Origin of the sequence: Bradyrhizobium sp. Ash2021, assembly GCF_031202265.1 — a bacterium.
GTDB lineage: Bacteria > Pseudomonadota > Alphaproteobacteria > Rhizobiales > Xanthobacteraceae > Bradyrhizobium.
Genome location: NZ_CP100604.1, coordinates 7145902 through 7171503, shown reverse-complemented (window position 1 = coordinate 7171503; position 25602 = coordinate 7145902). Strand labels below are relative to the sequence as shown.

The window sequence follows — 25602 nt, the reverse complement described above, 5'->3', positions numbered from 1 at the left end:
TTTCCCAAAACTGAAACTGACGAAGCCGCGCTGGGACAGCGCATCCGGAGTAAGCCATGACCGACAAGAGCCACGATCCGAACCAGATGACCGGCGCCGCGATGATCGTGCGCGCGCTGATCGATCATGGCGTGCAGCACCTGTTCGGCTATCCCGGCGGCGCGGTGCTTCCGATCTATGACGAGATTTTCCAGCAGAGCGAGGTCGAGCACATCCTGGTCCGGCACGAGCAGGGCGCCGGCCACGCCGCCGAAGGCTATGCGCGCTCGACCGGCAAGCCGGGCGTGGTGCTGGTGACCTCGGGTCCCGGCGCCACCAACATGGTGACGCCGCTGACGGACGCGCTGATGGATTCGATTCCGCTGGTCTGCATCACCGGCCAGGTGCCGACGCACCTGATCGGCAATGACGCGTTCCAGGAATGCGACACCGTCGGCATCACCCGGCCCTGCACCAAGCACAATTGGCTGGTGCGCGACGTCAACGACCTCGCAAAAGTGCTGCACGAGGCGTTCTATGTCGCGACCACCGGCCGTCCGGGGCCCGTCCTGGTCGACGTGCCCAAGGACGTGCAATTTGCGACCGGCACTTACCATCCGCCGCGCAAATCGGACGTGCACGTGTCCTACACGCCGCGGGTCAAGGGCGACGCGGCGCAGATCCGTAAAGCCGTGGCGCTGCTGGCGTCGGCCAAGCGCCCGGTGATCTATTCGGGCGGCGGCGTCATCAATTCCGGACCCGAAGCGTCAAAGCTGCTGCGCGAATTGGTCGAAGCCACCGGCTTTCCGATCACCTCGACCCTGATGGGGCTGGGGGCCTATCCGGCGACCGGCAAGAACTGGCTCGGCATGCTCGGCATGCACGGCACCTACGAAGCCAACATGTCGATGCATGATTGCGACGTCATGCTGTGCATCGGCGCGCGCTTCGACGACCGCATCACCGGACGCGTCGATGCGTTCTCGCCGAATTCGAAGAAGATCCACATCGACATCGATCCGTCCTCGATCAACAAGAACATCCGCGTCGACGTGCCGATCATCGGCGACGCCGGCAACATACTCGGCGACCTGCTGCAGGTGTTCAAGGCCGAGGCGAAGAAGCCGGATATCAAGGCCTGGTGGCAGGAAATTGCAAAGTGGCGCGCGCGCAATTCGCTGTCCTACAGGAAGAACAGCGATATCATCCTGCCGCAATTTGCCATCGAGCGCCTGTTCGAGGCCACCCGCGGGCGCGACACCTACATCACCACCGAAGTCGGCCAGCACCAGATGTGGGCGGCGCAGTTCTTCGGTTTCGAGGAACCGCACCGCTGGATGACCTCCGGCGGTCTCGGCACCATGGGCTATGGCCTGCCGGCGGCGCTGGGCGTGCAGGTCGCGCACCGCGACAGTCTCGTGATCGATATCGCCGGCGACGCCTCGGTGCAGATGACGATGCAGGAGATGTCGACGGCGGTCCAATATGAACTGCCGATCAAGATCTTCATCCTGAACAACCAGTACATGGGTATGGTCCGGCAGTGGCAGCAGCTGCTGCACGGCAACCGGCTGTCGCACTCCTACTCGGAGGCGCTGCCGGATTTCGTCAAGCTCGCGGACGCCTTCGGCTGCGTCGGCCTGCAGGCGATCAAGCCGGGTGATCTCGATGGTGCCATCAAGGAGATGATCTCGATCAAGCGCCCGGTGCTGTTCGACTGCCGGGTGGCGGCGCTGGAAAACTGCTTCCCGATGATCCCGTCCGGCAAGGCGCATAACGAAATGCTGCTGCCGGCTGAAGCAACCGATGAGGCCACCGCGTCCGCCTTCGCCGGCGGCAAGGCGCTGGTGTGAGGCGAACGGATGTTTGATCTCAGGGAACTCGAACGTGCGCATGGGATCGTCGGCGCCGCGGTGCCGCCGACCCCGGCGCATGCCTGGCCGCTGCTCGCTGAGCGACTTGGCACTGATGTCGTGGTCAAGCATGAAAATCATACGCCGATCGGCGCCTTCAAGGTGCGCGGCGGGCTGGTCTATCTCGAGCGCCTGAAGCGCGAGCAGCCCAATTCACCCGGGATCATCTCCGCCACGCGCGGCAATCATGGCCAGAGTCTCGCGTTTGCGGCGCGCCGCCACGGATTGCGGGCGACGATCTGTGTGCCATCAGGCAATTCGGTCGAGAAGAACCGTGCGATGCGGGCGTTCGGCGCCGAACTGGTCGAGCACGGCGAGGATTTCGAGGCGGCGCGGGACGAGGCGGTTCGACGCGCCCAGTTCGCAGGCCTGCACATGGTGCCGTCATTCCACGCCGACCTCGTGCTCGGGGTTGCGACCTACGCGCTCGAACTGTTCAGGACCGCACCGGACCTCGACGTTCTCTATGTGCCGATCGGGCTGGGCTCCGGCATCTGCGGCTGCATCCTGGCGCGCGACCTGCTCGGCCTCAAAACCGAAATCGTCGGCGTGCAATCGACCGAGGCGCCGTCCTACGCGCTGTCGTTCGCGGCCGGCACGGTGGTGACGACCGAAACCGGTAATACGCTGGCCGACGGCATGGCGACGCGGATTCCCGTCGCCGATGCGCTGGCGATCATCCGCAAGGGCGCGTCGCGGATCGTCCAGGTCACCGACGACGAGATCGCCGCCGCCGTCCGGATCTACTGGACCGACACGCACAATCTTGCCGAAGGCGCGGGCGCTGCTCCGCTTGCCGCGGCGCTGCAGGACAAGGCCGGCAATCGCGGCAAGCGGGTTGGCCTGATCCTGAGCGGCGGCAATATCGATTTCGATCTGTTCCGCCGATGGGTCGGGACGGATGCCGCTGCCGCTGCAGAAAAAGCGATGGCGTGAAGGAAAGTATCAAGGGGACGACAATGAACCAGCCCGCATCCGCCTACTTCCTCGAAGAGCGCCACGATCCGACCGAGTCGCACACGCTCTCGGTGCTCGTGCAGAACGAGCCGGGCGTGCTCGCCCGCGTGATCGGGCTGTTCTCCGGCCGCGGCTACAACATCGAAAGTCTCACCGTCTCCGAGACCGAGAGCCAGAAACATCTCTCCCGCATCACCATCGTCACCACGGGCACGCCGATGGTGATCGAGCAGATCAAGCATCAGCTCGACCGCATGGTCCCGGTCTACCGGGTCGTCGACATGACGCTGACCGGCCGCTCGATCGAGCGCGAGCTCGCCATGGTGAAGGTGCGCGGTGGCGGCGACAACCGCGTCGAGGCGCTGCGGCTGGCGGACGCGTTCCGCGCCCGCGTGATCGACGCCACCACCGAGAGCTTTGTGTTCGAGATCACAGGCAATTCCGCCAAGATCAACCAATTCATCGACCTGATGCGTCCACTCGGCCTCGTCGAGGTGTCGCGCACCGGGGTTGCCGCGATCGGGCGCGGGCCGGAGGGGATGTGAACCATGCTGGCGCGCGACTGGTATTACAATCAACGGCGGCAGCTTGGCTTGGATTCTGCGGTTGCGTCGATCTACGACCGGCATGACGACAGCGATATCCGCGCCCGCGCGGCGCTGACCATGCTGGGCGTACAGCGCGGCTGGCGGGTGGCCGATATCGGCTGCGGCAACGGCATGCTGGCCGTTGAAGCGGCGCTGATGGGCGCCGAAGTCGACGCGATCGATGTTTCGCCGGCGATGCTGGCGCTCGCCAATATCCAGGCCAAGGACCGCAGGGTCGCGATCCGCACCCAGCCGGCGGGCCTGTTGAGCTTCGCCTACCAGCCGAATTCCTATGATTTGATCGTCAGCGAGTTCACGCTGCATCATCTGCCGGATTTCTGGAAGGCGGTGGCGCTGGCGCGGATCTATGCCGCGCTGAAACCCGGCGCCAATTTCTATCTTCGCGACATCGTCTTCGTCAGTATGCCCGACGGCGTCGAGCGCGACGTCGAGGCGTGGGCCGATTTCTCCGTCAAGAATCATGATTTCGAGCGCGAGAGCGTGGTCACCCACATGCGGGACGAATATTCGACCTTCGGCTGGGTGGTCGAGCGCATGTTGACCGACGTCGGCTTCACGCTGGAATCGGTCGATTACCACGCGCCGCTGCACGGCACCTATCTCTTGCGCAAACCAAAGCCGGACCAACAGAGCTAGAAAAAAATGAAGCCGGCCGATGTTTGCATCGCCGTCCTGGTGGCGGTGATCTGGGGGCTTGCATTCGTCGCGAGCCGGATCGCGCTCAACGAATTTTCGCCGGAGCTGATGACGACGCTGCGCTTTGCCATCGCCGCGGTGCCGTGCCTGTTCGTGCGCAGGCCTGACGTTTCGTGGCCGCTCTTGATCGCGATCAGTTTTACCTTGTTTCTCGGTCAGTTCCTGGCGCAATCCATTGCCATTGCGCAGGGCGTTCCGGTCGGGCTGACCAGCGTGATCGTGCAGAGCCAGGCGCTGTTCACCATCGGCTTTGCGGCGCTGCTGTTCGCCGAATTGCCGACGCGGATGCAGACCATTGGCATCGCCATTGCGACCGTCGGCCTGCTGATGATCTGCGGCACCGTCGGCTATGATTTCAGCGTCGGCGCGTTCGCGGTCCTGATGATCTCGCCGGTCAGTTTTGCAGTCGGCAATCTCTTGCTGCGGCGCGCGCAGGACGTGCGGATGTTCGACCTGTTCGCGTGGCTGTGCCTGGTAGCCGCGGTGCCGCTGTTCGCGCTGACGCTGGTCAGCAACGGGCCGCAGCCGACCTGGCACGCGCTGACGCAGATGTCGCTGACCGGCCTTGTCTGCATGCTCGGCCTCGGCGGGATTTCGACCAGCATCGCCTACTGGCTGTGGGGCCGGCTGTTGCGGGATTACACCGCGGCACAGGTGGTGCCGTTTGCGCTGCTGGTGCCGTTCGTCGGTTCGGCGGCGTCGAGCGTCGCGTTCTGCGAAACCTTTGGGCCGCTGCGGCTCGCCGGAATGGTCACCGTGGTCGGCGGCATCGCCGTGATGCTGCTGTCGAGACGTGCGCAAACTCTGCCGAAGATCGCGTGAGCCCCGCCATGTCGCATTCGCTGCTGATCGCCTTCGTGATGTTTGCCACCGTGATGTTCTTCACGCCGGGGCCGAACAACATCATGCTGCTGTCGTCGGGACTCACTTACGGATTCCGCCGGACGCTGCCGCATGTCGCCGGCATCACGATCGGCTTCGCCTTTATGGTGGGCGCGGTGGGCGTAGGTCTGGGCACCATCTTCATCGCCTACCCGGTGCTGCAGACGATCCTCAAATACGCCGGGGTCGCCTATCTGATTTATCTGGCCTTGGCGATCGCGATGTCCGACCCGGTGGCGCCGGAACAGGACAACCGGCGCGGGCCGATGACCTTCTGGGGCGCGGCCATGTTCCAATGGGTCAACGCCAAGGGTTGGGTCATGGTGATCGGCACCATCACCGCCTATGCGGCGATTGCCGCCTATCCCTGGAACATCGTGATCCAGGTCGGGCTCAGCCTCATTCTGGGAGTGGCTTCATGCACCGCCTGGGCGCTGTTCGGGAGCGCGCTGCGGCCGGTCCTGACCTCCCGGAGGCTGGTGCGGGCGTTCAATATCATCATGGCCTTGCTGCTGCTGGCCTCACTCTATCCCGTCTTCATGGACGCATGATGCCGCACCGCGCCATGCGAGATGGGGGTTTCCCCTGAGGGCCAAAATGCTCTAGACAACGCCGGAAATTCGCGGGCGCCCGGCGGTCCTACCCACCCGAAAGCCTGATTTAATCGGCCATTTCCGGCCCCCAAAGAGGAAACCACTATGCGTGTTTATTACGATCGCGACGCCGACCTGAACCTGATCAAGGGCAAGAAGGTCGTCATCGTCGGCTATGGCAGCCAGGGCCACGCCCATGCGCTGAACCTGAAGGATTCCGGCGTCAAGGACGTCGCCATCGCGCTGCGCAAGGGCTCGGCCTCGGCCAAGAAGGCGGAGACCGCCGGCTTCAAGGTGATGGAAGTCGCCGAAGCCGCCAAATGGGCCGATCTGGTGATGATGCTGACCCCCGACGAACTGCAGGGCGATATCTACCGCGATCACCTGCACGACAACATGAAGAAGGGTGCGGCGCTGGTGTTCGCGCACGGCCTCAACGTGCATTTCAACCTGCTCGACCCGCGTGCGGATCTGGACGTGTTGATGATCGCGCCGAAGGGCCCCGGCCACACCGTGCGCTCGGAATACCAGCGCGGCGGCGGCGTGCCCTGCCTGATCGCGATTGCGAAGGACGTCTCGGGCAATGCCCACGACCTCGGCCTCAGCTACGCCTCGGCGATCGGCGGCGGCCGCGCCGGCATCATCGAGACCTCGTTCAAGGAAGAATGCGAGACCGATCTGTTCGGCGAGCAGGTGGTGCTGTGCGGCGGCCTGGTCGAGCTGATCAAGGGCGGCTTCGAGACGCTGGTGGAAGCCGGCTACGCGCCCGAAATGGCGTATTTCGAGTGCCTGCACGAGGTGAAGCTGATCGTTGACCTGATCTATGAAGGCGGCATCGCCAACATGAACTACTCGATCTCCAACACCGCCGAATACGGCGAATACGTCACCGGCCCGCGCATCGTCACCGACGAGACCAAGAAGGAGATGAAGCGGGTGCTCAACGACATCCAGTCCGGCAAGTTCGCGCGCGACTGGATGCTGGAGAACAAGGTCAACCAGACCTCGTTCAAGGCAACGCGCGCCAAGCTTGCCGCCCATCCGATCGAGGAAGTCGGCGAAAAGCTCCGCGACATGATGCCGTGGATCAAGAAGGGCGCGCTGGTCGACAAGACGAAGAACTGATCGTTCTTATCCGCTTGCGTCTACATCGGGGGTCGCGCATCGCGCGGCCCTTTTTGTTTGCGCCGCGACGGCGCCGGCGCGCCTGTCACGACAAGGCGCCTCTCAGGGCTATTTCTCGATCCTGTTGTGGAGCCGCCAGAAACGCACGGTGCGCTGGGCCGTCTCCATCGACAGCTTCCTGTAATCCCGCTCCGCCACCTTCAGCGTTGGTTCGTCGATCGGGCGCGGCGCAGGCCGGTTGCGAAGGATCGTTTCGACGGTTGGCCAGTTCAGGCGGGCCGACCTGCAGGGGATCAGGACCAGATCGGCGCGGGGGCCTTCCAGCAGCCGGGCCATCATTTCGGTCGGGGCGTCGTTGAGAAGCGCGAGCGCGGCTGCGATTTCGTCGAATTTCCTGGCTTCGGCGAACGTGAAGACGGCGGCGTCGTCCAGCTCGTGCAACTCCTTCATCAGCTTGACGAGCTGCTCGGCTACCTCGAAATTCCGCGCCGATGAATCTTCCCCGCGCACGATGTCGTTCAGCACCCGCTTGATTTCCTCGAGCAGTGCCGGCGGCGCAATGGCCATCAGCCGGGCGCGCACCGCGTCCTTGGCGCGGCGCAGCAGGTCATGCAGGAACTTGATCGGGAGATCGAGGCGAAGGCCGAGGATCTCGACCAGTTCGTCGTCGCCTTCGGCGCGCGCCACGATGCCGGAATAGCCGGTCTCGGAGAACCGCGCGCTGGCGTTGTTTGCAAGCCTGCGAATGACCCTGGCTTCGCCGCGATTGACGATCACGTCGGTGACAGCCTCCGGCAGGTTTTCGCGGGCTGAAATCGCCAGCAGATGGGACTGGCCCTTGGTGCTTGCAATCTCGACCAGGGCCTCGGTTCCGAGGCGGCTGGAATGGGTGAGCACGTCGCCGGCGACGGCGATTTCATCGTCCCATGCGAGATGCCGGATAACCTCGAACGGCGCGTAATCGAGCGGCGCCAGCCGCTTGCTGAGTTCGGCCCTCGCGCGCGTTTCGACGCGGGCGATCAAAAGGCACAGCACGTCGTCGAAAACCTGGACCTGCTCGTCGCTGAGGCGGTCGCCGTCGTTAAGGAAGAGATCCGTCACCTGTCGCAGGGTTTCGACCCGTTTGGCTGACGAGCCGCCCCGGACGGCCTCCTCGAGTTCGGCGATGATCGAATGAGCGGGCTGTTGCTGCATGCACGGAAGTCCAGGGACAGAATCAAGCTTTGAGCCAGACAATGACGGTCGCCGCCTTACACTCGCGTTAAAGCGGCGTCCGTCAATGGCACGGAGTGAAGCTGAGCGTTAGGCAACTGTAATTATTCTGTTTTTCACGTGAGCACGTGCAGCAAAATCATTCGTTGCGCGGAGAGATTCCGGTAACCCTGTCGCTCTTGCTGCGCTGCAGCCGGACGCCCTTCGCGCGGCAAATGGTCTCTGGTGATCGCAATTCGGGGCGGGCCGCGGCTTTCGGTAACCCGGTCCGGCTGCTATCCTTGGTGCCGTTCCGAAAAAAACCGCTCGAGGAAACTGTCCGACAAAAGCCGTCAAATTTGCCCGCACCGGGGGGAGGAAACTCATGAAGCGTACGCTTAAGGATTTCTTCACGACAAATTTCGTCAGGGCGCTGGTCAGGGCGCTTGGACTTTCCGGACTGATCATTGCCCTGACGACGGTGTCGGCCGTCGCGCAAAAGAAATACGACACCGGCGTCACCGACACGGAAATCAAGATCGGCAACATCATGCCGTATTCGGGGCCTGCTTCGGCCTACGGCATTATCGGCAAGACGATGAGTGCCTATTTCCGCATGATTAACGACAATGGCGGCGTCAACGGCCGCAAGATCAACTTCATCAGCTACGACGACGCCTACAGCCCGCCGAAGACGGTGGAGCAGGCGCGCAAGCTGGTTGAGAGCGACGAGGTGTTTTTGATTTTCGCGCCGCTCGGCACCGCGAGCAATGCGGCGATCCAGAAATACTTGAACACGATGAAGGTGCCGCAACTGTTCGTCGCCACCGGCGCCTCGCGCTGGGGCGACCCCGAGCATTTTCCGTGGACCATCGGCTGGCAGCCGAACTACCGGGCCGAGGCGCGCATCTACGCGACCTACATCCTGCAGCATTATCCCAACGCCAAAATCGGCGTGCTCTATCAGAACGATGATTTCGGCAAGGACTACGTGCTGGGCCTGAAGGACGTGCTGCGCGACAAGTATGACAGCATGGTCGTCGCCAGCGTGCCCTATGAAATCAGCATGCCGACGGTGGATTCGCAGGTGGTCGCGATCAAGACCGCCAACCCCGACATCTTCGTCAATATCGGCACGCCGAAATTCGCGGCGCAGGCCATCAAGAAAATTGCCGAGCTCGGCTGGCACCCGATCCAGATCATGACCAACGTGTCGGCCTCGGTCGGCGCGGTGCTGAAGCCCGCGGGCCTCGACAATGCCACCGGCATCCTGAGCGCCGGCTATCAGATGGATGTCACCGATCCGCAATGGGACAGCTATCCCGGCATGCAGAAATACCGCGCCTTCATGGCCAAGTATTATCCGGAAGCCGACAAGTCCGAGAGCGGACCGCTGACGGCTTTCAACACCTCGACCGCCCTGGTTGAGGTGCTGAAACGGTGCGGCGACAATCTGACGCGCGAGAACGTCATGAACGTGGTGGCCAATCTCGATTTCGAGATCAACACCTACATCCCGGGCATCCGCATCAAGACCTCGCCAACCGATTTCTATCCGATCGAGCAGGTCCAGATGATGAAGTTCACCGGCGCGAAATGGCAGCTGTTCGGCCCGATCATCGACGGGCATGCGGAGTAGGGGCAGTGCTTCGGCTTCCCCTTTGGGGCAGGAGCGGAGCCGGCGCCCGCCATGGGCCATCGGCATGGTGCAAACACGGGCCAGCGGGTAGCATCGCTTCCTGAACGCGCAGTACCGCCGGGGCTCGCGCGACTGCGGGGTACGATATGCGTTTGCGCGACTGTCACAACTTTCATGATTTCCGACGGCTGGCGCAACGACGGCTTCCGGGTCCGATCTTCGACTATATCGACGGCGCAGCTGACGACGAGGTGACCTATCGTCGGAACACGGCAAGCTTCGAGCGTTGCGACCTGCTGCCCAGCGTCCTCCGCGGCGTGGAGACCGTCGATATGTCGGTGACCGTGCTGGGGCAGAAGCTGGCAATGCCGGTCTATTGCTCGCCCACCGCGCTGCAGCGCCTGTTCCATCACGACGGCGAACGCGCCGTCGCGGCGGCTGCGGCCAAGTACGGTACGATGTTCGGCGTATCCTCGCTTGGCACGGTCAGCATCGAGGAATTGCGCAAGGCGCACGATACGCCGCAGGTCTATCAATTCTATTATCACCGGGATCGCGGCCTCAACCGTGCGATGATGCAACGTGCCAAAGAGGCCGGGGTCGAGGTCATGATGCTGACCGTGGATAGCATCACGGGCGGCAATCGCGAGCGCGACCTGCGCACCGGGTTTTCCATCCCCTTCAGGCTGACGCCCGGCGGGATGCTGCAGTTCGCGATCAGGCCGATGTGGGGCATCAACTACCTGACGCATGAGCGCTTCAAACTGCCGCAGCTGGACCAGCACGTCGACATGAGCGGTGGAGCGGTGTCGATCGGCAGGTACTTTACCGAGATGCTGGACCCGTCCATGAACTGGGACGACGTCGCCGAAATGGTCCAGCTATGGAATGGTCAGTTCTGTCTGAAGGGGATCATGACGGTGGCGGATGCGAAACGCGCGGTTCAGATCGGTTGCGCCGGTATCGTGCTGTCCAACCATGGCGGCCGGCAGCTCGACGGCTCGCGGGCAGCTTTCGATCAGCTGGCCGAGATCGTGGACGCGGTGGGGGATCGAATTGACGTGATCATGGACGGGGGAATCCAGCGCGGCACCCACGTCCTGAAGGCGCTGTCGCTCGGCGCCAAAGCCGTCGGGGTCGGACGCCTCTATCTTTATCCCCTCGCGGCGGCGGGGCAGGCCGGCGTCGAGCGGGCGCTTGGGCTGATGCGGGCGGAGATCGAGCGCGGAATGAAGCTGATGGGCTGCACGGCGATCAATCAGCTCTCACGTGAAAATCTGCGGTTTAGATAATTGCCTCGCGGGTTTCGGGGGAGCGCTGGGCAGGATTGTTGCCGCGAAGAGCATTTCTCATCCCGCCATCGTCGTTGGTCGACGACGGGCCGGCGTCGCGGCGCGCGGTCTGTTGGTCCCAATCGGCGACGGCGCCGAAGGCCTTGCGTCGCATTTCGCGCCGCTCTTCATGCGCGCCTTGAGCTCGTTGCTGGCGCAGACCAGCCGGGCGCGCAACTCCTGCGCCTGCACGATGTGACGGTCGAGCTCGTTCAGCTTCCGCGCGATATGCCCGATCAAATAGTCGCGGCGCAGGCCATGATCCCTGGTCTCCGCCAGCGCTCCCTTGATCTCGTCGAGCGTAAAGCCGAGCGATTGCGCCTGCAGGATCATCGTCAGCGCCTCAGCCGAACTCTCGTCATATTCACGGTAGCCGGCCTTGGTCCTGCGCACCGGACGCACCAGGCCTTCGTCCTCCAGGAAGCGGATTTTCGACGGCGCCACCCCGAACCGCCGCGCCAGTTCACCGATCTGCATGGCCGTTGCCTCCTTCGAATTAGCTTGACCTTCAAGTTAGGTTGAAGGTGTAACCTGCGCTCATCCGTCACCGAATTCAAGGTCAATCCATGCACACACCCATTCCGCCGTCGTCGCTGTTCGCTCCCCTGACGCTGCCGAACGGCGCGGTCGTTCCCAACCGTATTGCGAAGGCGGCGATGGAAGAGAACATGGCGGATAGCGGCCAGATCCCGGGCGAAAGCCTGCGGCGGCTCTACGAAAGCTGGGCCCAGGGTGGCGTCGGCCTGATCCTGTCAGGCAATGTGATGATCGATCCAACGGCGCTGACCGGACCCGGCGGCGTGGTGCTCGACGAGCGCCAGCCGATCGAGCCATTCAAGGCCTGGGCGCGGGCGGCGAGGCGTGGTGGCAACCAGGCCTGGCTGCAGATCAACCATCCTGGCCGGCAGGTCTTTGCCGCGATGGGGCAAGAGGCGGTGGCGCCGTCGGCCATCGGCGTCAACATGGGCGCTTATTCGCATCTGTTTCCGGTGCCGCGCGCGCTGGATGAAGCGGGCATTGCTGCGATTGTCGGGCGTTTCGTCACCACCGCCCGACTGGCCGAGGCCGCCGGCTTTTCCGGTGTGCAGATCCATGCCGCCCACGGCTATCTGATCAGCCAGTTTCTTTCGCCGCTGACCAACCGGCGCACCGATGCATGGGGTGGCGAGTTGCAGAATCGCGCGCGGCTCCTGCTCGATGTGGTCAAGGCCGTGCGAGCCGTGGTCTCACCCGGCCTCTCGGTCGCGGTCAAGCTGAACTCGGCCGATTTCCAGAAGGGCGGCTTCGAGGCGTCGGATGCCGTGCAGGTAGTTCGCTGGCTCAACGAGTTGCCGGTCGATCTCGTGGAATTGTCCGGCGGCAGTTACGAAAGCCCGGCGATGCAAGGCGCGCCGCAGGCCACGGAAGGCGCGCCGCAGGCCGGCAGCACCGCTGCGCGCGAAGCTTATTTTCTCGACTTTGCCCGCGACATCAGCGCGGTGGCGCGGATGCCGGTCATGGTCACCGGCGGTATCCGCCGGCGCGCCGTGGCCGAGCAGGCGCTGAAGCCAAGCGGGGGCAGGCCGGGCGTCGCCATGGTCGGCATCGCCAGCGCCATGGCGTTCGAGCCGAAGCTGCCCGAACGATGGAAGCGCGGCGAAGCGCTTGAGATCGATATCCCGCGCGTCGGCTGGCGCAACAAGGCCTATGCAAGCCTTGCGAGGATGGCGCTGGTGAAGCTGCAATTGCGCCGCCTCGGCAAGCGCCGGCAGCCGAAAGCTGACGCCAGTCCACTGCTGGCATTGATCCGCCAGCAGATCATCACCAAACGGCGCACCCGGCTTTACCGGGCCTGGGTGTCACAGGCACGGCTCGTACCGTCCAGCGCATGATTTTATGTGCGGCCGGGACTGGTTTTTTGGCGCTGAGTGCTAGAAAACCGTCGGGAGAGGAATTTTATCATGAAATCTGTCGTCATCACCGGCGCGTCCACCGGCATCGGCTGGGCTACCGCAAAACTGCTGCTGGCCCGCGGATTTCGCGTTTTCGGCAGCGTGCGCAAGCAGGCGGACGCCGACCGCCTCAAGGGCGAGTTCGGCGCAAACTTCACGCCGCTGATTTTCGACGTCACCGATGAGGCCGCGGTGCTGGCGGCGGCGCGCGAGGTCCGCAACGCCCTCGACGGCGAAACGCTCTCCGGACTCGTCAACAATGCCGGCATCGCGGTTGCCGGCCCGGTGCTCGAACTCGCCGCCGACGAATTCCGCCGCCAGTTGGATGTCAACGTCATCGGGCCGATCATCGCGACGCAGGCGTTTGGTCCGCTGCTCGGCTCCGATCCGTCGCTGAAGGGACCGAAGGGGCGCATCGTGATGATCTCTTCGGTCGCCGGCAAAAATGGCAATCCGCTGACGTCGGCCTATTCGGCGTCGAAACATGCGATCGAGGGGCTGTCCGAAAGCTTGCGCCGCGAGCTGATGCTGTTCGGCATCGATGTCATCATCGTCGCTCCCGGTGCGGTGAAGACCCCGATCTGGAGCAAGGCCGAGGAAGTCGATATTTCCGCCTACCAGAACTCGCCCTATTTTCCGGCGCTGAAGGGGATGCGGAAATACATGCTCAAGCTTGGCGAAACCGGATTGCCGGCGGAGAAGATCGCCGAGCGGATCGCCGAGGCGCTGACATCGGCCAATCCCAGGGTGCGCTACCAGATCACGCCGGACTCGATGCGGTACCTGATGATGGCGATCCTGCCGAAACGGATGCTCGACAGGATCATCGCCAAGCGCCTCCGCCTGATGCCGCCGGCGTGACCATCATGCCGGGACGATTGATTGTCATCGCCTCGCTTGTCGCGCTGGCGTCGGCGGCCCATGCCGGCGACCAGGGCGATCCCGACAAATCCTGCGACGGCAACACCTTCGAGATGGTCGAGTGTCTCAAGGCGAAGACGGCGCAATGGGACAAGCGGATGACGGTCGCTTACCAGCAAGCCTTGAAGGATGCGGTGCCGCAGCAGCGCGATCAGCTGCGCGCGGCGCAGCGGCTATGGATCCAGTACCGCGACGCCAATTGCCTGTATTACGGCATGGGCGAGGGCACCATCGCCCGTATCGATGCCGGCGAATGCATGCGCAACATGACGCAAGCGCGTGCCAAGGAACTGGAAGATATCGGCCACCAATAAAAAGCCAAACCTGCCTGAAACACCGGTTTCGCAGGAGTCTCGCGCATTCCCGCTCGACTGGAGTGATCATGACAATTGGCAGGAACAAGGCGGAATTGGCCCAGCTCGCGAACGAAGCGCTTCGCAACCAGCCGGGATGCGAAACAGCTGTCATCACCGATCTTCACGCGTTGCCGAATGCGCGTGGAACTCGCAACTGGGAAATCCCGAATGTCGTCCTCGGAGATAGCCTGATCAGTGACGTCGACCGGGCGGTCATCACCATTCACCACCAGCTTGGCCGCAAGTTCCATTTGCTCGGGGACGACTGAGGCCCGCGCTATCCGGCCCCGACAGCATGCGGCGTTCGCGCCGACGCCATGCTGATCATCCGCAGCGCAAACACCGTCAGCAGCGGGATCAGGAACAGCGCATATGGCGGCATGTCGGGAATCTGCTTGCCGAACGAGACCATGAACTGAAACAGCAGATAATAACCGGCTGCGAGATGCAGCCTGCGCCAGGCGCGCGGGCCGATCGCCGCGGCGGTGCGATCGAACGAGGTTGCGGTCATCGCGATGATGACGACGTAGCCGATGCCGCCGAAGATGTAGGAGGCCAGCGACGTCGCGGCGGCAAAGCCCGCGGGATCCATCGCCGCGAAGCGATCTGTTCATTGAGGATATTGCCAATCGACCCGGCGCGGTGGCGCGGTAACCTATCTTGGAGAGGGTCCGATCAGCTTTTGATAGTGCGCCTTGACCGAAGCGTAGCATTCGCAGGCGCTCGCCCTCAAACCGCCCGCGTTCACGATCTGAATTTTGCCGCGGGCATATTTGATCAACCCCGCTTCCTGCAGCGTATGCGCGACTTCCGTCACGCTCGTCCGTCTGACCCCCAGCATCTCCGCGAGGTATTCCTGCGTGAAGGGGAGATTGTCGCTCGCCGACAAATCCCGCGCGCGAAGCAGCCAGCGGCACAACCTTGCCTCGACCTGGTGGGTGGCGAAACACGCTGCCGACTGCTGCGCCTGGGCATACACGGTTTGCTCGTGTCGAATGAGCAGCGAAAACAATTTGGTGCTCTGCAAGGCCGCGGATTTCAGCGCGTCGATATCGCAGACGGCGATTTCGCCGGCGAGTTGAACGATGCCGCGGCTCAGCGATATTTTTCCGTCGAGGGCCGCGGAAGCCCCTAAAACGCCATCCACACCGACCATCGCCGCTTCGATGATTTCTCCGGTTGAAAGGGTGACGACGAGCGATACGACGGCACCGGTCGGAAAGTAGACGTAACCGATTCGCTCGTCCGCCTCGAACAACAGGTGATGCTGTTCGAAATATGCGGGCTTCAAATGCGGTGCGAGAAGCTTCAGATCGGAAGCAGGGAGCAGGCTGAGCAAAAGATTCTTCATAAAATGCGCTCCTGACGACAGGCGAGAGCGCGAAGAACTCTCAGCTATCGGTGTCTTGGGCGCGATACCCGATAATTCCTGGACGGTACGACAGGTAGCGGACATAGCAAGGGAATTATTTCCGCTTGTGTCAGGTACCGGACAGACGGGCGGAGTCTTTCGAACAAACTATTTGGCGCACAGTTCTGCTGCGGCTCAGCGTTTGGATTGGGTCAGTGAGGCATGCTTACTTTGATCGAGCGTCCGCGTTGCCGCCGGTGCCAAACCCGGATGATGCTCGCGCGTATCGCGCCCCTGCCTGACGGGTCGGAGGAGCGGACCTTCGAATGCGCGAAATGCGAGCTCATCGAGACCCGGACGGTCGCAGATCCGCTGAAATCGAAAACTGTTGAACGGCTAACGACCAATGTCCGGCCGCCGCTCTGAGCAAGACCTCAGCCTGATCCAGATCATGATACGCGTTGCAATAGCCTGCGCGCTGACCGCGATGATCGCGATCGGCGCCTTCCTCGTGATCCTGTTCGTAGCCGGGACGGGTTGAGCAGGCGGCGTGGAGCGCGCGCAGGGTTAACTGGCCGCGTAGATGCCAGCCGCAGCGCAATTCACATCTTCGGCGGTCTGCCCCGCTTCGCAAACAACAGTCCCTGCATGTCCACCGCATTCCTGAGAACGCCGGCGCGTTTCATCGCTTCGATCCGCTCAGGCCCGGGTGCCAGCGCGCGGGCTTGTTCAAGCGCTGCCAGCGCCTCGGTCTCCAGATCGAGTTTGGGCCGCGGGTTTTTGATCGGTCGGGCCATCGCTTCAGTTCTTCGGCTTCAATGCGTCGATTTGGGCTGGATTGGTGGCCGGGCGTTCGGGATTGAGCCCGGTGCGGTTGCCGGCTGTCCGGGCTCGGCGGCGACCCAGCCCGCGGCGTCGGCCTCGAGCGGATCGATCGGCTCGATCCTGGTTTCGGTGTGAGCACAGCCTGGGCATTGATAGCTGCGGTGCTCGAAACCTTCCGGTCCGGCCGTGACGTCAGCCGTTATCATCCGCGTGTGGCAGTCGGGACAGCGCGGACGGTGGATAGGCAGTAGTTCCGGATCGGGTTTCCTCATCCCGGCCATGGCTCAAAACTAGCGCCGATCTGAAAAGCCTGTCTGTCCGGTCGCCGACAAAACCCTCGAAATTGGGACTGCCGGCAGGTGGTCGGATGAGGCCGGACGGCCCCGCCTGGGATGGTGTCGCGCGCTCGAGCTCGCGCGAACCGCCAGAACCTGGCTGCCACCGGCAAATTCATTGCCTGTTCATGACGGTTCCACTACATTTTTATGACGCGACGCAGCTTCCGGATGCGCCGTGCGTCTCCTGGTCGTCGCCAGCCAAGGCATTAGCATTGCGCCGGGTAATGTTGCGTCCCGCCCATGGCGCCCCCGCCGAATCAAGGCTCCTCCGCTACCGCCATTGCCGGCGGCATCGCCGCGATCGGCATCTGGCGGCTGTTGGCCGTGGCAGCACCCCATCTGGCCGCGCTCGCCATCATGCTGCAGACCGAGACCGATTTCGGCGCGCGCACCGGCTTTTTGCTGTCGTGGGGGATCCTGAATTTCTTCTTCATCGCGCTATTGCGGCGCCCGGCGCTGTCGGGCGCGCTGTCGCTGACGCTGGTGGTGGTTTTGGTGCTGCTGTCGCGGCTCAAGCACGACGTAGTGCAGATGACCGCGAACTTCGTCGACCTGATGGTCATCGATCGCGATACCGCCGCCTTCCTGTTTACGATCTTCCCCAATCTGCGCTGGTCGGTGATCGGGGCCGGCCTCGTCACCATCCCCTTGATGTATGCGCTGTGGTGGCTCGATCCGTTTCGCATCCGCCGGTTGCCGGCGCTGGCCTGCTGCCTCGCCTGCCTTGCCGCCCTGGTCGGATACGCCCTCGCCTGGCCGGATGAGGCCTGGCGCGGGTATTACGACGACGGCTATTTGTCGAAATTTTCCCGCTCCGGCGTGACCGCGGTATCCGACTTCATCAATTACGGGTTCATGGAATCGGACGCGGTCGCCACCGAGCGCCTCAAGGTGCCGCTGCTGGATTCCTGCCATCCGGCCGGACGGCGGCCGAACATCATCATGATCCATGACGAGTCGAGCTTCGACATCCGTCAGGCCGAGGGCATCAAGGTGCCCGCAGGCTATGGCAGCCATTTCCAATCGTTCGACGGCAAGGAGCGCACCTTCCTCGCCGAGAGCAATGGCGGGCCGAGCTGGTTCACCGAATATAACGTGCTCGCAGGCCTCTCCTCGCGCTCGTTCGGCCGGTTCGCCTATTTCGTCACCCGGATCGCTTCGGGCCGCGTCGAGCGCGGATTGCCGCTGGCGCTGCGCCGCTGCGGCTACACCACGCTGTCGCTCTATCCGGCATTCGGCGCCTTCATGAGTGCGCGCAGCTTCCAGATCACGACCGGCATCCAGCATTTCTACGACGCGCATGATCTCCACGCCAAAGACGTCGAGCCGGACAGCTTCTTCTACGACAAGGCTCTGAAGCTGATCGCCGAGCAGCCGCAGGGGACGCCGCTGTTCACCTTCGTCTATTTGGCGGCCAATCATTTTCCCTGGGAGACCCGGTTCCGGCCCGACCTGATGCCGTCCTGGCGCAAGCCCGGCAACGAGCCGGTGGTCGACGAATATCTGCGCCGGCAGACGATGAGCGCCAACGATTTCTCGGCCTTTATCGCCGGGCTGAAGAAGAAATTTCCGGCACAGCCGTTCCTGATCGTGCGCTACGGCGATCACCAGCCGGAATTCTCGCCGCATGTGCTCGACCCCGGCCTCGACGAGGCCAGCGTCGGCAAAAAGCTGGAGAATTACGATCCGCGCTATTACGGGACCTATTATGCCATCGATGCCGTCAATTTCGAGCCGGTGAAGAGTCCGGCCGTGATGGACACCATCGACGCGGCCTATTTGCCGCTGGTGATCCAGGAAGCCGCCGGGATTCCACTCGATCCGTCTTTCGAAGAGCAGAAGAGCATCATGCTCCGCTGCCAGGGGCGGTTCTACGACTGCAAGGACGGCGCGGAGGCGAGGCGCTTCAACCGGCTGCTGATCGACGCCGGGATGATCAAGGGGCTGTAGGACGTCATTGCGAGCCACCGGGTCGCGCGAATGCGCGCCCGATGACAGGCTCCGCGCAGCAATCCATCGGGCAGCGCCAAGAAAGAATGGATTGCTTCGTCGCTTCGCTCCTCGCAATGACGTTGGAGGACCGCTCAGCCCTTCCTCTTCACCGCGCCAAGTATCCGGTCCGCTTCCACGCGCCAGTCCGCGCTGCGGGCAAAGGCCGCGGTGCCTTTCGCCCCGAACAGGCCTTCGTCGGCGAGGTCGGCGATAAAAGCCTGGCGTTCGGCGGTGCCTTGCGCCGACCATGGCGCCAGGCCGGCCTCGCGCACGGTCTCGGCGACTTCGCGAACCTCCTCGCTGCGGCGGCGGCCATGCTCGATCACGCGTTGGAAGAAATAGGCGCCCTGTTTCTCCCAATCGATGCCGGGAAAGGTTTCCTTCAGCGAGGCCAGCACCGCGTCCTCGACGCCGTAGGCACGGGCGGTGGTGAAGGCCTCGATCACCGTCGCCTCCATGCCCTTGATCATCACGCTGCGGCACATCTTCACCGCCGAGGCGACGCCCAGTTCCTGGCTCGCCACCTTGGCGTCGAAGCCAAGCTCCACCAGCAGTGGCGCCAGCGTCGCCGCACCAGCGCCACCCAGCAGCAACGGCACATTGATGCGGTAGGGCGGGATCGACGTCATCACGGCGCCCTCGACATAGCGGCCGCCCTTGCCGTCGATAAGCGCCGCCGCGCGCTGCTTGGCGCCGGGCGAAGCCGAATTGAAGTCGAGGAACCAGGCGCCCTGCTTCACCGCCGGCGCGCAGGCTTCCGCGACCGGGACGGCCTGGCTCGCGGTGACGGCGGAAACGATGAAGTCGGATTGCGCAGCGAGATCGGCATGCGACGTCGTCAGCGCAACCCCATGCGTGGCGGCGTGATCGCGCAACGCGCCGCCGGCCTGGTCGCTGCGCAGCTTGATATCGTAGGCGGCGATCTTGACGTCCTGCTTGCGCAAATCCTCGGCGAGAATCCGGCCCACTTCGCCATAGCCGACGAGGCCGATATTCCAATGCCTGGGTTCGGTCGATGTCGCGGTCATTCCAAACGATCTCCATATTCGGCGCGGTTGCCCGGTGAAGCGCCACGCGGTTATTGCTTTTGAATTCCGGCCTTCTCGATCACCCTCTGCCACTTGTCGATGTCGGACTGCAACCGGGCCGAAATCTCCTGCGGCGTACTGGCCTTGGCCTCGATGCCGAGTTCGAGCAGCCGCCTTTTCACCTCGGCGTCAGCGAGTATAGCCCGCAACGCGGCGTTGAGCGTGTTCACGATCTCCGGCGGCGTGCCGGCCGGGGCAAACAGCGCATTCCAGGACACCACGTCGTAACCGGTAGCCCCGCTTTCGCGCACGGTGGCGAGCTCGGGCGTGCTTTCCGATCGCACCAGACCCGACGACGCCAGCGCCCGCAATTTCCCGTCGGCCAGATTGCCCTTCATCGAGGAATAGCCGTCGATCATCAGCGCGATGTCGCCCTGCAGCTGCGATACCATCACCTCGGGCGTGCCTCGAAAGGGAATGATGGTGAAATCGATCCCGGCCAGCGTCTTGAACAATTCGGCCGACAGGTTCTGGGTGCTGCCGATATTGATGGTCCCGACATTGAGCGCGCCGGGTTTTGCCTTTGCCGCAGCGATGAAGTCGCCAAGGGTTTTGAATTCCGAGCCGGATCCCGTCGCGAAGATGAAATCGAAGAACCCCAGGCTGGAAACCGGCGCAAAGTCCTTCAGCGGATCGAACGGCAATTTCTTGAACAGGGAGACGCTGATCGCGGTACCATTGGAGAGCAGCGCCAGGGTGTAGCCGTCGGGCGGCGACGAGATCACGGTTCGGGCCGCGGCGATGCCGCCGGCGCCGGGCTGGTTCTCGACGTAAAAGCGCTGCCCGAGTTTGTCGCCGAGTTTTTCCGCGACGATGCGCGCCGTGGTGTCGGCAATGCCACCGGGCCCGAACGGCACGACGATGCGCACGGAGCGGTCGGGGTAACCGGCGGCGCTGGCCTGTGGCGAAGCTGCGGGTGCGAACAAGGCAAGCGCCAGAATGAGGCGGGCGGCGGCGCGGTTGAAAAACACTATAGGCAATTCCTTGATCCCAAAAATCCAGCCTCCGGTGTCGCGCTAACGTTTCCCGATCTTGTCCCACAGCCAGCGCGCCACCGCATCCGGCGAGGACGCGCCGTCGCCGCCGGCGGCGCGCAGATTGGCCTCGCGCATCGCGGCAATGTCGATCCTGCCGAGCAGCGGCTGCAGCGCCTCGCGCAGCACCGAATCGGAAGCGCGCTTCGGTGCGATCAGCATGATGGCATCGTAGGGCGGGATCGCGTGTCTGGGATCTTCCAGCACCACCAGATCGTATTTGGCAATCAGCCCATCGCTGGTGTAGCCCGCGATCACGTCGACCTCGCCGGAGGCGACGGCGGCGTACATGAAGTCCGGCTGCATCTGCCGCTGGGTGCGGAACGGCAGGCCGTAGGCCTGCTTGATGCCGGCCCATTCCGGACGCGAGAAGAATTCATAGTCGGCCGCGATCGACATCGACGGCGCCCGCGAGGCCAGATCGGCGATGCTGCGAATGCCCAATTGTTCGGCGCGCCGGCGCGGCATCACCAACGCATAGGCATTTTCAAAGCCGAGTTCGCCCAACAGGGTGATGTGTTGCCGTGCCAGCGTCGCCTTCAATTCAGCCAGCAGCACGTCGCGCGGCTTGATATCGCTGTGATGGAACTGGTTGGCCCACAGCGTGCCGGAATAATCGACATAGACGTCGATATCGCCCGATGCCAGCGCATCGAAGATGACGTTGGAGCCGAGGCCTTCGCGCGAGGTGGCAGAGAGCCCGGCCGCCTGCAGCCGCTGCGCGATCAGTGCCGACAGCACATATTGCTCGGTAAAGGTCTTGGCGCCGACAACGTAATTCGATGCCGAACGCGACATCGTGGGCACCAGCGTGGCCGCGACCAATGCCGCGATGCCGACGCCGCCAATCGCCGCGCGAATGCGGCTGCGGTTGCGCAAGCCGTTTTCGATCAGCGCCAGCAATTGATCGACCGCGAGCGCCAGCACCGCGGCGGCGAGGCAGCCGAACAGCACGAACACCCAGTTCTGGGTCTGCAGCCCGGCAAAAATGTAATTGCCGAGGCTGGTCTGGCCGATCGGCGTCGACAGCGTCGCGGTGCCGATCACCCAGACCGCCGCGGTGCGGATCCCCGCCATCATGACCGGCAGCGCCAGCGGCAGTTCGACCGTGAACAGGGATTGCTGCGGCGTCATGCCGACGCCTTGCGCCGCTTCCAGGATCGCGGCGTTGACGCCCTGCAGGCCGGTGATGGTGTTGCGCAGCACCGGCAGCATCGAATAGAGCGCCAGCGCCAGCACGGCCGGCAGGAATCCGAAGGCGGAGAATCCGGCTCCGAACCACGACAGCGACAGCGCCGCGAGCGCCAGCAGCAGCGGATAGAACAGCGCCAGCAGCGCCAGCCCCGGCACCGTCTGCACGATGCTGGCAAGCCCGAGCAGCGCGCCGCGCAGCAGCGGCCGGTTGCGTGCGACGATCGCCAACGGGAGACTAACCGCAAGGCCCAGTGCCAGCGCGGTGACGCTGACGCGGACATGATTGCCGAGATAATCCGGCAGATGCGCCAGTGCCTCGCTCCAGCGCGGATCGGAGAACAGGTTCATGCGGCGCCATCCCGCGGCAGCAAGGCCCCAAGCCGCTCGGCCTGCCGCCGCGGCGTACGCAGCAATTCGCCGACATAGGCATCGCCGCTGCCCGTGAGTTCGGCCGGCGTGCCCTGCGCCAGCAGTTTTCCGCCGCGCATCACGGCAACGCGGTCGGCCAGCAGTATGGCTTCGGTCATGTCGTGTGTGATCATGACAGTGGTCAGGCCAAGCTTGCGATGGAGATCGCGAAAATCGTCGCCGAGCGCATCGCGGGTTAAGGGGTCGAGCGCGCCGAACGGCTCGTCCATCAAGACGATGCGCGGTTTTGCCGCGAGCGCGCGCGCTACGCCGACGCGCTGGCGCTGGCCGCCGGACAATTCATGCGGCAGCCGGTTGCGGTATTGCGCGCGGTCGAGCCGCACCAGATCGAGCAGTTCATCCACCCGCGCGGCAATCTCCGCCGCGGGCCAACCGAGCAGTTTTGGCGTGACCCCGATATTGCCGGCAACGTCAATGTGCGGAAACAGTCCGCCGCTCTGGAACACATAGCCGATGCGCCGCCGCAGCCCGATCGGGTCGACGCCGCTGATATCCTCACCCTCGACCGTGATGCTGCCGCCGTCGGCCTCGATCAGCCGGTTGGCCAGCCGCAGCAGCGTGGTCTTGCCTGAGCCGGAGCCGCCGACGATGGCCAAAAACTCGCCCTCGGCGACGTCGAGCGAGACGTCGTCGACCGCCACCACGCGCGCAGCACCCCGGCCGCCGTCAAAAGTCTTGCCGACATGCGTGTAAGCGATCAGCGGCGGTGCTGGCATTCGTCTGATCTCAACCCCGTGGCTTTCCCAACGGGCATAGTGATAGCCGAAAAAGCGGGCAGGTCGTGAGCCGCGCAGTAGCTTTTATTCCGGGAAGCGGACTTGCTTTGGGTGGAAATCCGCGGGTTCCACCCCGCTGCTATACTTTAGTTCCAGTTTCGCCATCGTGATGCGATCTGCGGCGGAGTATGGCTTGCTGCGCTTGCAGTCGCCGCTATAGTTCGCGCCGAACAGCTCGTTAAGAGGCCTAATAAAGTGGAGAGAACAATATGATAAGAACATTCCGCCTCCCATTTCGGACATTGCAAGGGTTCCTCGGTGCGACTGCCCTGGGCCTGTTGGCGACGGCATCCAGCGGCGCCTTTTCGAGTGCAGCCTTGGCCGCAGACCCCATCAAGATCGGGGTGATCGCGGAAGCCCAGGCCATTGCCGGCGCCTCGATCCCGCAGGCGGCGCAGTTGGCCGCCGACGAGATCAATGCGAAAGGCGGCGTCGACGGACGCAAGATCGAAATTGTCAGCTACGACAACCACAGCTCTTCGGCGGATTCGGTGCGTGCCTTCCAGCGCGCCGTCAACGAGGACAAGGTCAATGCCGTTATCTCCAGCTATATCAGCGAGGTCGTGCTCGCGCTCGAGCCTTGGGCCTCACGCCTGAAAACGCCGTTCGTGACGCCAGGTGCGGCCTCGAACGAAATCAGCAAGAGCGTTCACGCCGATTACGAGAAGAACAAATACACCTTCCATGGCTATCTCACCTCGGCCGCGCTGGCGATGTCGGTCTGCGACGCCGCCAAGGATCTGCTGGTCGATCAGAAACACATGAAGACCGCGGTCATCATGAGCGAGGACGCCGCCTGGACCAAGCCGCTCGACGTCGGATATGAGGAATGCCTGCCCAAGATCGGGTTGAAGGTGCTGGACCACATCCGGTTCTCGCCCGATACCACCGATTTCACGCCGATCTTCAACAAGATCGAGGGCTCCAAGCCCGATGTGATCATCACCGGCATCTCTCATGTCGGCGTGCAGCCCACGGTGCAGTGGAAGAACCAGCAGGTTCCGATCGCGATGTTCGGCATCAGTTCGCAGGCGACCAACGAAACCTTCGGCAAGGATACCAACGAAGCGGCGGAAGGCGTGCTCTATCAGGGCGTGTCCGGTCCGAACGTCGCGGTAACCCCGAAGTCGGTCCCGTTCGCCGAAGCCTTCAGGAAGAAGTACGGCAACTATCCGTCCTACGCCGGTTATACCTCGTATGACGAGGTCTATTACATCGCCGATGCCGTGAAGCGGGCGGGGTCGACCGATGCCGACAAACTGGTCGATGCGCTCGAAAAGACCGATTGGGAAGGCACCATCGGCCGCGTCCAGTTCTACGGCAAGGACGATCCGTTCACCCATTCGATCAAATACGGCAAGGGCCTGATCACCGGGTTGATGCTGCAATGGCAGGATGGCAAGCAGGTGTCGGTCTGGCCCAAGGAAGTCGCCAAGAGCGAGCTGAAATTCCCCAGCTTCGTCAAGGTGACGAACTAAGTCTCGCATATATCAGCTCCCGGGCCCTCCCGGGAGCTGATTCATATGCAGCACCCTTCCTTTCCAACAGGCGGCCGGGCCGCCCTGGCCATTCATAAATGCTTGCGTTCCAGATTCTGATCGATGGCTTTGCCATCAGTGCGTTGTATGCGCTAGGCGCGACCGGCTTTACGCTCATCTTCGGCGTTTCGGGCGTGCTCAATCTCTCCCACGGCGCCATCATGGTGGCGGCAGCGGTGGCGGCCTGGGCCGCCGCCAGCGTGCTGCATGTGAACACCTATTTCGGCGCGCTGATCGGGGTCGCGGTCGCGCTTGTCGCCGCGTTCGCGACCTACTTCGCGGTCGTGCGGCCGATGCAGAATTCGCGGCTCATCCCCAACGAGGAGAAGGAAATCTTCGTCCTCACCGGCACCTTGCTGTGGGGGATCATGATCCAGGAACTGATCGCCTATTTCTTCACCAACAATGCCAAGACCGTGCTTCCGATCGTCGAGGGCGTCGTTGATGTGCTCGGCGTGCGCACGCCGAGGAACGAGATCTTCACCGCGGTGGTCTGCTGCTTCGTGATCGGCCTGCTCTGGCTATTGGTGAACCGCACCCGGACCGGAAAGGCGGTTTTGGCGGCGTCGATGAACCCGCGTGGCGTCACGCTGCTGGGGCTCGAACTCACGCGCATCTATGTCGTGGTGTGGGCGATCTACGGCGTGCTTGCCGGGATCGCCGGCGTGCTGCTCGGCATGTTCCTCGGCGTGAGTTCCTACAGCGTGGGCCCGCTTACAGCCAGCGCATTCTCCATCGTCGTGCTCGGCGGGCTCGGCAGCGTCTCCGGTTCCCTGATCGCCGCCTTCGTCGTCGGGTATCTCGAGACGCTGACGGCCTATCTCATCTCGCCCGCCTATCGCAGCATTCCGGCGCTGCTGCTGCTGGTGATCGTGATGTATATTCGGCCGCAAGGCCTGCTGGGGAGGCGTTGAC

27 protein-coding genes are annotated in these 25602 nt (G+C 63.4%); 17 read left to right on the top strand and 10 right to left on the bottom strand.

Going from position 1 to position 25602, the window contains the following annotated elements:
* The first annotated feature begins 56 nt into the window (after positions 1-56).
* The 7 genes from NL528_RS34580 to ilvC all read left to right on the top strand — a co-directional run bounded on the left by NL528_RS34580 (position 57) and on the right by ilvC (position 6753).
* Entirely contained in the window at positions 57-1832 is a 1776-nt protein-coding gene (locus NL528_RS34580) for an acetolactate synthase 3 large subunit (RefSeq protein ID WP_309178850.1), read from the top strand.
* A 9-nt stretch (positions 1833-1841) separates the two neighbouring features.
* A complete protein-coding gene (locus NL528_RS34575) occupies positions 1842-2828 on the top strand; it encodes a threonine dehydratase (protein ID WP_309178849.1) in 987 nt (328 codons plus the stop codon).
* Positions 2829-2851: 23 nt separating this feature from the next.
* Positions 2852-3394 (top strand): acetolactate synthase small subunit, encoded by a 543-nt coding sequence (ilvN, locus tag NL528_RS34570; protein WP_074274080.1) that lies wholly within the window; start codon positions 2852-2854, stop codon positions 3392-3394.
* A 3-nt stretch (positions 3395-3397) separates the two neighbouring features.
* Entirely contained in the window at positions 3398-4093 is a 696-nt protein-coding gene (locus NL528_RS34565) for a class I SAM-dependent methyltransferase (protein ID WP_309178846.1), read from the top strand.
* A gap of 6 nt (positions 4094-4099) precedes the next feature.
* Complete coding sequence (locus NL528_RS34560; protein ID WP_309178844.1) at positions 4100-4975, top strand: EamA family transporter; 876 nt, start codon at positions 4100-4102, stop codon at positions 4973-4975.
* An 8-nt stretch (positions 4976-4983) separates the two neighbouring features.
* Positions 4984-5586, top strand: coding sequence for a LysE family translocator (locus tag NL528_RS34555; RefSeq protein ID WP_309178843.1), 603 nt, complete (start codon positions 4984-4986; stop codon positions 5584-5586).
* A gap of 147 nt (positions 5587-5733) precedes the next feature.
* A complete protein-coding gene (ilvC, locus tag NL528_RS34550) occupies positions 5734-6753 on the top strand; it encodes a ketol-acid reductoisomerase (RefSeq protein WP_309178842.1) in 1020 nt (339 codons plus the stop codon).
* 108 nt (positions 6754-6861) lie between these two features.
* Here the strand turns inward: ilvC and NL528_RS34545 are convergent, their stop codons facing one another.
* Complete coding sequence (locus NL528_RS34545; RefSeq protein WP_309178841.1) at positions 6862-7947, bottom strand: DUF2336 domain-containing protein; 1086 nt, start codon at positions 7945-7947, stop codon at positions 6862-6864.
* A gap of 382 nt (positions 7948-8329) precedes the next feature.
* Between NL528_RS34545 and NL528_RS34540 the strand changes: the two genes are divergently transcribed.
* Together NL528_RS34540 and NL528_RS34535 are read left to right on the top strand one after the other, a co-directional pair.
* Entirely contained in the window at positions 8330-9583 is a 1254-nt protein-coding gene (locus NL528_RS34540; RefSeq protein ID WP_309178840.1) for an ABC transporter substrate-binding protein, read from the top strand.
* Between the two features lie 146 nt (positions 9584-9729).
* Positions 9730-10875, top strand: a complete 1146-nt coding sequence (locus tag NL528_RS34535; RefSeq protein WP_309178838.1) for an alpha-hydroxy acid oxidase — start codon at positions 9730-9732, stop codon at positions 10873-10875.
* A 57-nt stretch (positions 10876-10932) separates the two neighbouring features.
* Here NL528_RS34535 and NL528_RS34530 read toward each other — a convergent pair whose 3' ends face one another.
* Positions 10933-11391 (bottom strand): MerR family transcriptional regulator, encoded by a 459-nt coding sequence (locus NL528_RS34530; RefSeq protein ID WP_309178837.1) that lies wholly within the window; start codon positions 11389-11391, stop codon positions 10933-10935.
* Between the two features lie 89 nt (positions 11392-11480).
* Here NL528_RS34530 and NL528_RS34525 point away from each other — a divergent pair, with 89 nt between their 5' ends.
* From NL528_RS34525 to NL528_RS34510, 4 genes are all read left to right on the top strand, one after another.
* On the top strand, positions 11481-12785 hold the full coding sequence (locus NL528_RS34525) for an NADH:flavin oxidoreductase/NADH oxidase family protein (protein WP_309178836.1): 1305 nt from the start codon (positions 11481-11483) through the stop codon (positions 12783-12785).
* 69 nt (positions 12786-12854) lie between these two features.
* Positions 12855-13706 (top strand): SDR family oxidoreductase, encoded by an 852-nt coding sequence (locus tag NL528_RS34520; RefSeq protein WP_309178835.1) that lies wholly within the window; start codon positions 12855-12857, stop codon positions 13704-13706.
* Between the two features lie 5 nt (positions 13707-13711).
* On the top strand, positions 13712-14080 hold the full coding sequence (locus tag NL528_RS34515) for a lysozyme inhibitor LprI family protein (protein ID WP_309178834.1): 369 nt from the start codon (positions 13712-13714) through the stop codon (positions 14078-14080).
* A gap of 95 nt (positions 14081-14175) precedes the next feature.
* Positions 14176-14391, top strand: coding sequence for a hypothetical protein (locus NL528_RS34510; protein ID WP_309178833.1), 216 nt, complete (start codon positions 14176-14178; stop codon positions 14389-14391).
* Between the two features lie 8 nt (positions 14392-14399).
* Here the strand turns inward: NL528_RS34510 and NL528_RS34505 are convergent, their stop codons facing one another.
* Together NL528_RS34505 and NL528_RS34500 are read right to left on the bottom strand one after the other, a co-directional pair.
* A complete protein-coding gene (locus NL528_RS34505; RefSeq protein WP_375143924.1) occupies positions 14400-14714 on the bottom strand; it encodes a hypothetical protein in 315 nt (104 codons plus the stop codon).
* Between the two features lie 63 nt (positions 14715-14777).
* Positions 14778-15473: a Crp/Fnr family transcriptional regulator gene (locus tag NL528_RS34500; protein ID WP_309178832.1), complete on the bottom strand. Its 696-nt coding sequence runs from the start codon at positions 15471-15473 to the stop codon at positions 14778-14780.
* A gap of 406 nt (positions 15474-15879) precedes the next feature.
* On the opposite strand from NL528_RS34500, the gene NL528_RS34495 reads away from it, so the two are divergent.
* Entirely contained in the window at positions 15880-16014 is a 135-nt protein-coding gene (locus NL528_RS34495; protein WP_309178831.1) for a hypothetical protein, read from the top strand.
* Between the two features lie 61 nt (positions 16015-16075).
* Here NL528_RS34495 and NL528_RS34490 read toward each other — a convergent pair whose 3' ends face one another.
* Both NL528_RS34490 and NL528_RS34485 read right to left on the bottom strand, forming a co-directional pair.
* Positions 16076-16270: a hypothetical protein gene (locus NL528_RS34490; RefSeq protein ID WP_309178830.1), complete on the bottom strand. Its 195-nt coding sequence runs from the start codon at positions 16268-16270 to the stop codon at positions 16076-16078.
* 18 nt (positions 16271-16288) lie between these two features.
* Positions 16289-16570, bottom strand: coding sequence for a hypothetical protein (locus tag NL528_RS34485; RefSeq protein WP_309178828.1), 282 nt, complete (start codon positions 16568-16570; stop codon positions 16289-16291).
* 306 nt (positions 16571-16876) lie between these two features.
* Here NL528_RS34485 and NL528_RS34480 point away from each other — a divergent pair, with 306 nt between their 5' ends.
* The gene (locus NL528_RS34480; RefSeq protein ID WP_309178826.1) at positions 16877-18586 is read left to right on the top strand and encodes a sulfatase-like hydrolase/transferase; all 1710 of its coding nucleotides are present in this window, start codon (positions 16877-16879) and stop codon (positions 18584-18586) included.
* 134 nt (positions 18587-18720) lie between these two features.
* On the opposite strand, the gene NL528_RS34475 is transcribed toward NL528_RS34480, so the two are convergent.
* The 4 genes from NL528_RS34475 to NL528_RS34460 are packed head-to-tail and all read right to left on the bottom strand — an operon-like array spanning position 18721 to position 23089.
* Positions 18721-19656 carry a DUF1932 domain-containing protein gene (locus NL528_RS34475; RefSeq protein WP_309178824.1) on the bottom strand — a complete coding sequence of 312 codons (936 nt, stop codon included), beginning with the start codon at positions 19654-19656 and terminating at the stop codon, positions 18721-18723.
* Positions 19657-19706: 50 nt separating this feature from the next.
* Entirely contained in the window at positions 19707-20687 is a 981-nt protein-coding gene (locus NL528_RS34470) for a tripartite tricarboxylate transporter substrate binding protein (RefSeq protein WP_309185117.1), read from the bottom strand.
* Between the two features lie 45 nt (positions 20688-20732).
* Positions 20733-22292 carry a glycine betaine ABC transporter substrate-binding protein gene (locus NL528_RS34465; protein WP_309178823.1) on the bottom strand — a complete coding sequence of 520 codons (1560 nt, stop codon included), beginning with the start codon at positions 22290-22292 and terminating at the stop codon, positions 20733-20735.
* On the bottom strand, positions 22289-23089 hold the full coding sequence (locus NL528_RS34460; protein ID WP_309178822.1) for an ATP-binding cassette domain-containing protein: 801 nt from the start codon (positions 23087-23089) through the stop codon (positions 22289-22291). The genes NL528_RS34465 and NL528_RS34460 overlap by 4 nt, the downstream gene beginning before the upstream one ends.
* Positions 23090-23358: 269 nt before the next feature.
* Here NL528_RS34460 and NL528_RS34455 point away from each other — a divergent pair, with 269 nt between their 5' ends.
* A complete protein-coding gene (locus tag NL528_RS34455; RefSeq protein ID WP_375143923.1) occupies positions 23359-24627 on the top strand; it encodes an ABC transporter substrate-binding protein in 1269 nt (422 codons plus the stop codon).
* A 98-nt stretch (positions 24628-24725) separates the two neighbouring features.
* Positions 24726-25601: a branched-chain amino acid ABC transporter permease gene (locus tag NL528_RS34450; RefSeq protein WP_309178821.1), complete on the top strand. Its 876-nt coding sequence runs from the start codon at positions 24726-24728 to the stop codon at positions 25599-25601.
* Position 25602: the final 1 nt, after the last annotated feature.

Bases quoted from the DNA above. Each gene is read 5' to 3' on its own strand.
- NL528_RS34580 (WP_309178850.1), top strand. From the start codon at position 57: ATGACCGACAAGAGCCACGATCCGAACCAGATGACCGGCGCCGCGATG.
- NL528_RS34575 (WP_309178849.1), top strand. From the start codon at position 1,842: ATGTTTGATCTCAGGGAACTCGAACGTGCGCATGGGATCGTCGGCGCC.
- ilvN (WP_074274080.1), top strand. From the start codon at position 2,852: ATGAACCAGCCCGCATCCGCCTACTTCCTCGAAGAGCGCCACGATCCG.
- NL528_RS34565 (WP_309178846.1), top strand. From the start codon at position 3,398: ATGCTGGCGCGCGACTGGTATTACAATCAACGGCGGCAGCTTGGCTTG.
- NL528_RS34560 (WP_309178844.1), top strand. From the start codon at position 4,100: ATGAAGCCGGCCGATGTTTGCATCGCCGTCCTGGTGGCGGTGATCTGG.
- NL528_RS34555 (WP_309178843.1), top strand. From the start codon at position 4,984: ATGTCGCATTCGCTGCTGATCGCCTTCGTGATGTTTGCCACCGTGATG.
- ilvC (WP_309178842.1), top strand. From the start codon at position 5,734: ATGCGTGTTTATTACGATCGCGACGCCGACCTGAACCTGATCAAGGGC.
- NL528_RS34545 (WP_309178841.1), bottom strand. From the start codon at position 7,947: ATGCAGCAACAGCCCGCTCATTCGATCATCGCCGAACTCGAGGAGGCC.
- NL528_RS34540 (WP_309178840.1), top strand. From the start codon at position 8,330: ATGAAGCGTACGCTTAAGGATTTCTTCACGACAAATTTCGTCAGGGCG.
- NL528_RS34535 (WP_309178838.1), top strand. From the start codon at position 9,730: ATGCGTTTGCGCGACTGTCACAACTTTCATGATTTCCGACGGCTGGCG.
- NL528_RS34530 (WP_309178837.1), bottom strand. From the start codon at position 11,391: ATGCAGATCGGTGAACTGGCGCGGCGGTTCGGGGTGGCGCCGTCGAAA.
- NL528_RS34525 (WP_309178836.1), top strand. From the start codon at position 11,481: ATGCACACACCCATTCCGCCGTCGTCGCTGTTCGCTCCCCTGACGCTG.
- NL528_RS34520 (WP_309178835.1), top strand. From the start codon at position 12,855: ATGAAATCTGTCGTCATCACCGGCGCGTCCACCGGCATCGGCTGGGCT.
- NL528_RS34515 (WP_309178834.1), top strand. From the start codon at position 13,712: ATGCCGGGACGATTGATTGTCATCGCCTCGCTTGTCGCGCTGGCGTCG.
- NL528_RS34505 (WP_375143924.1), bottom strand. From the start codon at position 14,714: ATGGATCCCGCGGGCTTTGCCGCCGCGACGTCGCTGGCCTCCTACATC.
- NL528_RS34500 (WP_309178832.1), bottom strand. From the start codon at position 15,473: ATGAAGAATCTTTTGCTCAGCCTGCTCCCTGCTTCCGATCTGAAGCTT.
- NL528_RS34495 (WP_309178831.1), top strand. From the start codon at position 15,880: ATGTCCGGCCGCCGCTCTGAGCAAGACCTCAGCCTGATCCAGATCATG.
- NL528_RS34490 (WP_309178830.1), bottom strand. From the start codon at position 16,270: ATGGCCCGACCGATCAAAAACCCGCGGCCCAAACTCGATCTGGAGACC.
- NL528_RS34485 (WP_309178828.1), bottom strand. From the start codon at position 16,570: ATGAGGAAACCCGATCCGGAACTACTGCCTATCCACCGTCCGCGCTGT.
- NL528_RS34480 (WP_309178826.1), top strand. From the start codon at position 16,877: ATGGCGCCCCCGCCGAATCAAGGCTCCTCCGCTACCGCCATTGCCGGC.
- NL528_RS34475 (WP_309178824.1), bottom strand. From the start codon at position 19,656: ATGACCGCGACATCGACCGAACCCAGGCATTGGAATATCGGCCTCGTC.
- NL528_RS34465 (WP_309178823.1), bottom strand. From the start codon at position 22,292: ATGAACCTGTTCTCCGATCCGCGCTGGAGCGAGGCACTGGCGCATCTG.
- NL528_RS34460 (WP_309178822.1), bottom strand. From the start codon at position 23,089: ATGCCAGCACCGCCGCTGATCGCTTACACGCATGTCGGCAAGACTTTT.
- NL528_RS34455 (WP_375143923.1), top strand. From the start codon at position 23,359: ATGATAAGAACATTCCGCCTCCCATTTCGGACATTGCAAGGGTTCCTC.
- NL528_RS34450 (WP_309178821.1), top strand. From the start codon at position 24,726: ATGCTTGCGTTCCAGATTCTGATCGATGGCTTTGCCATCAGTGCGTTG.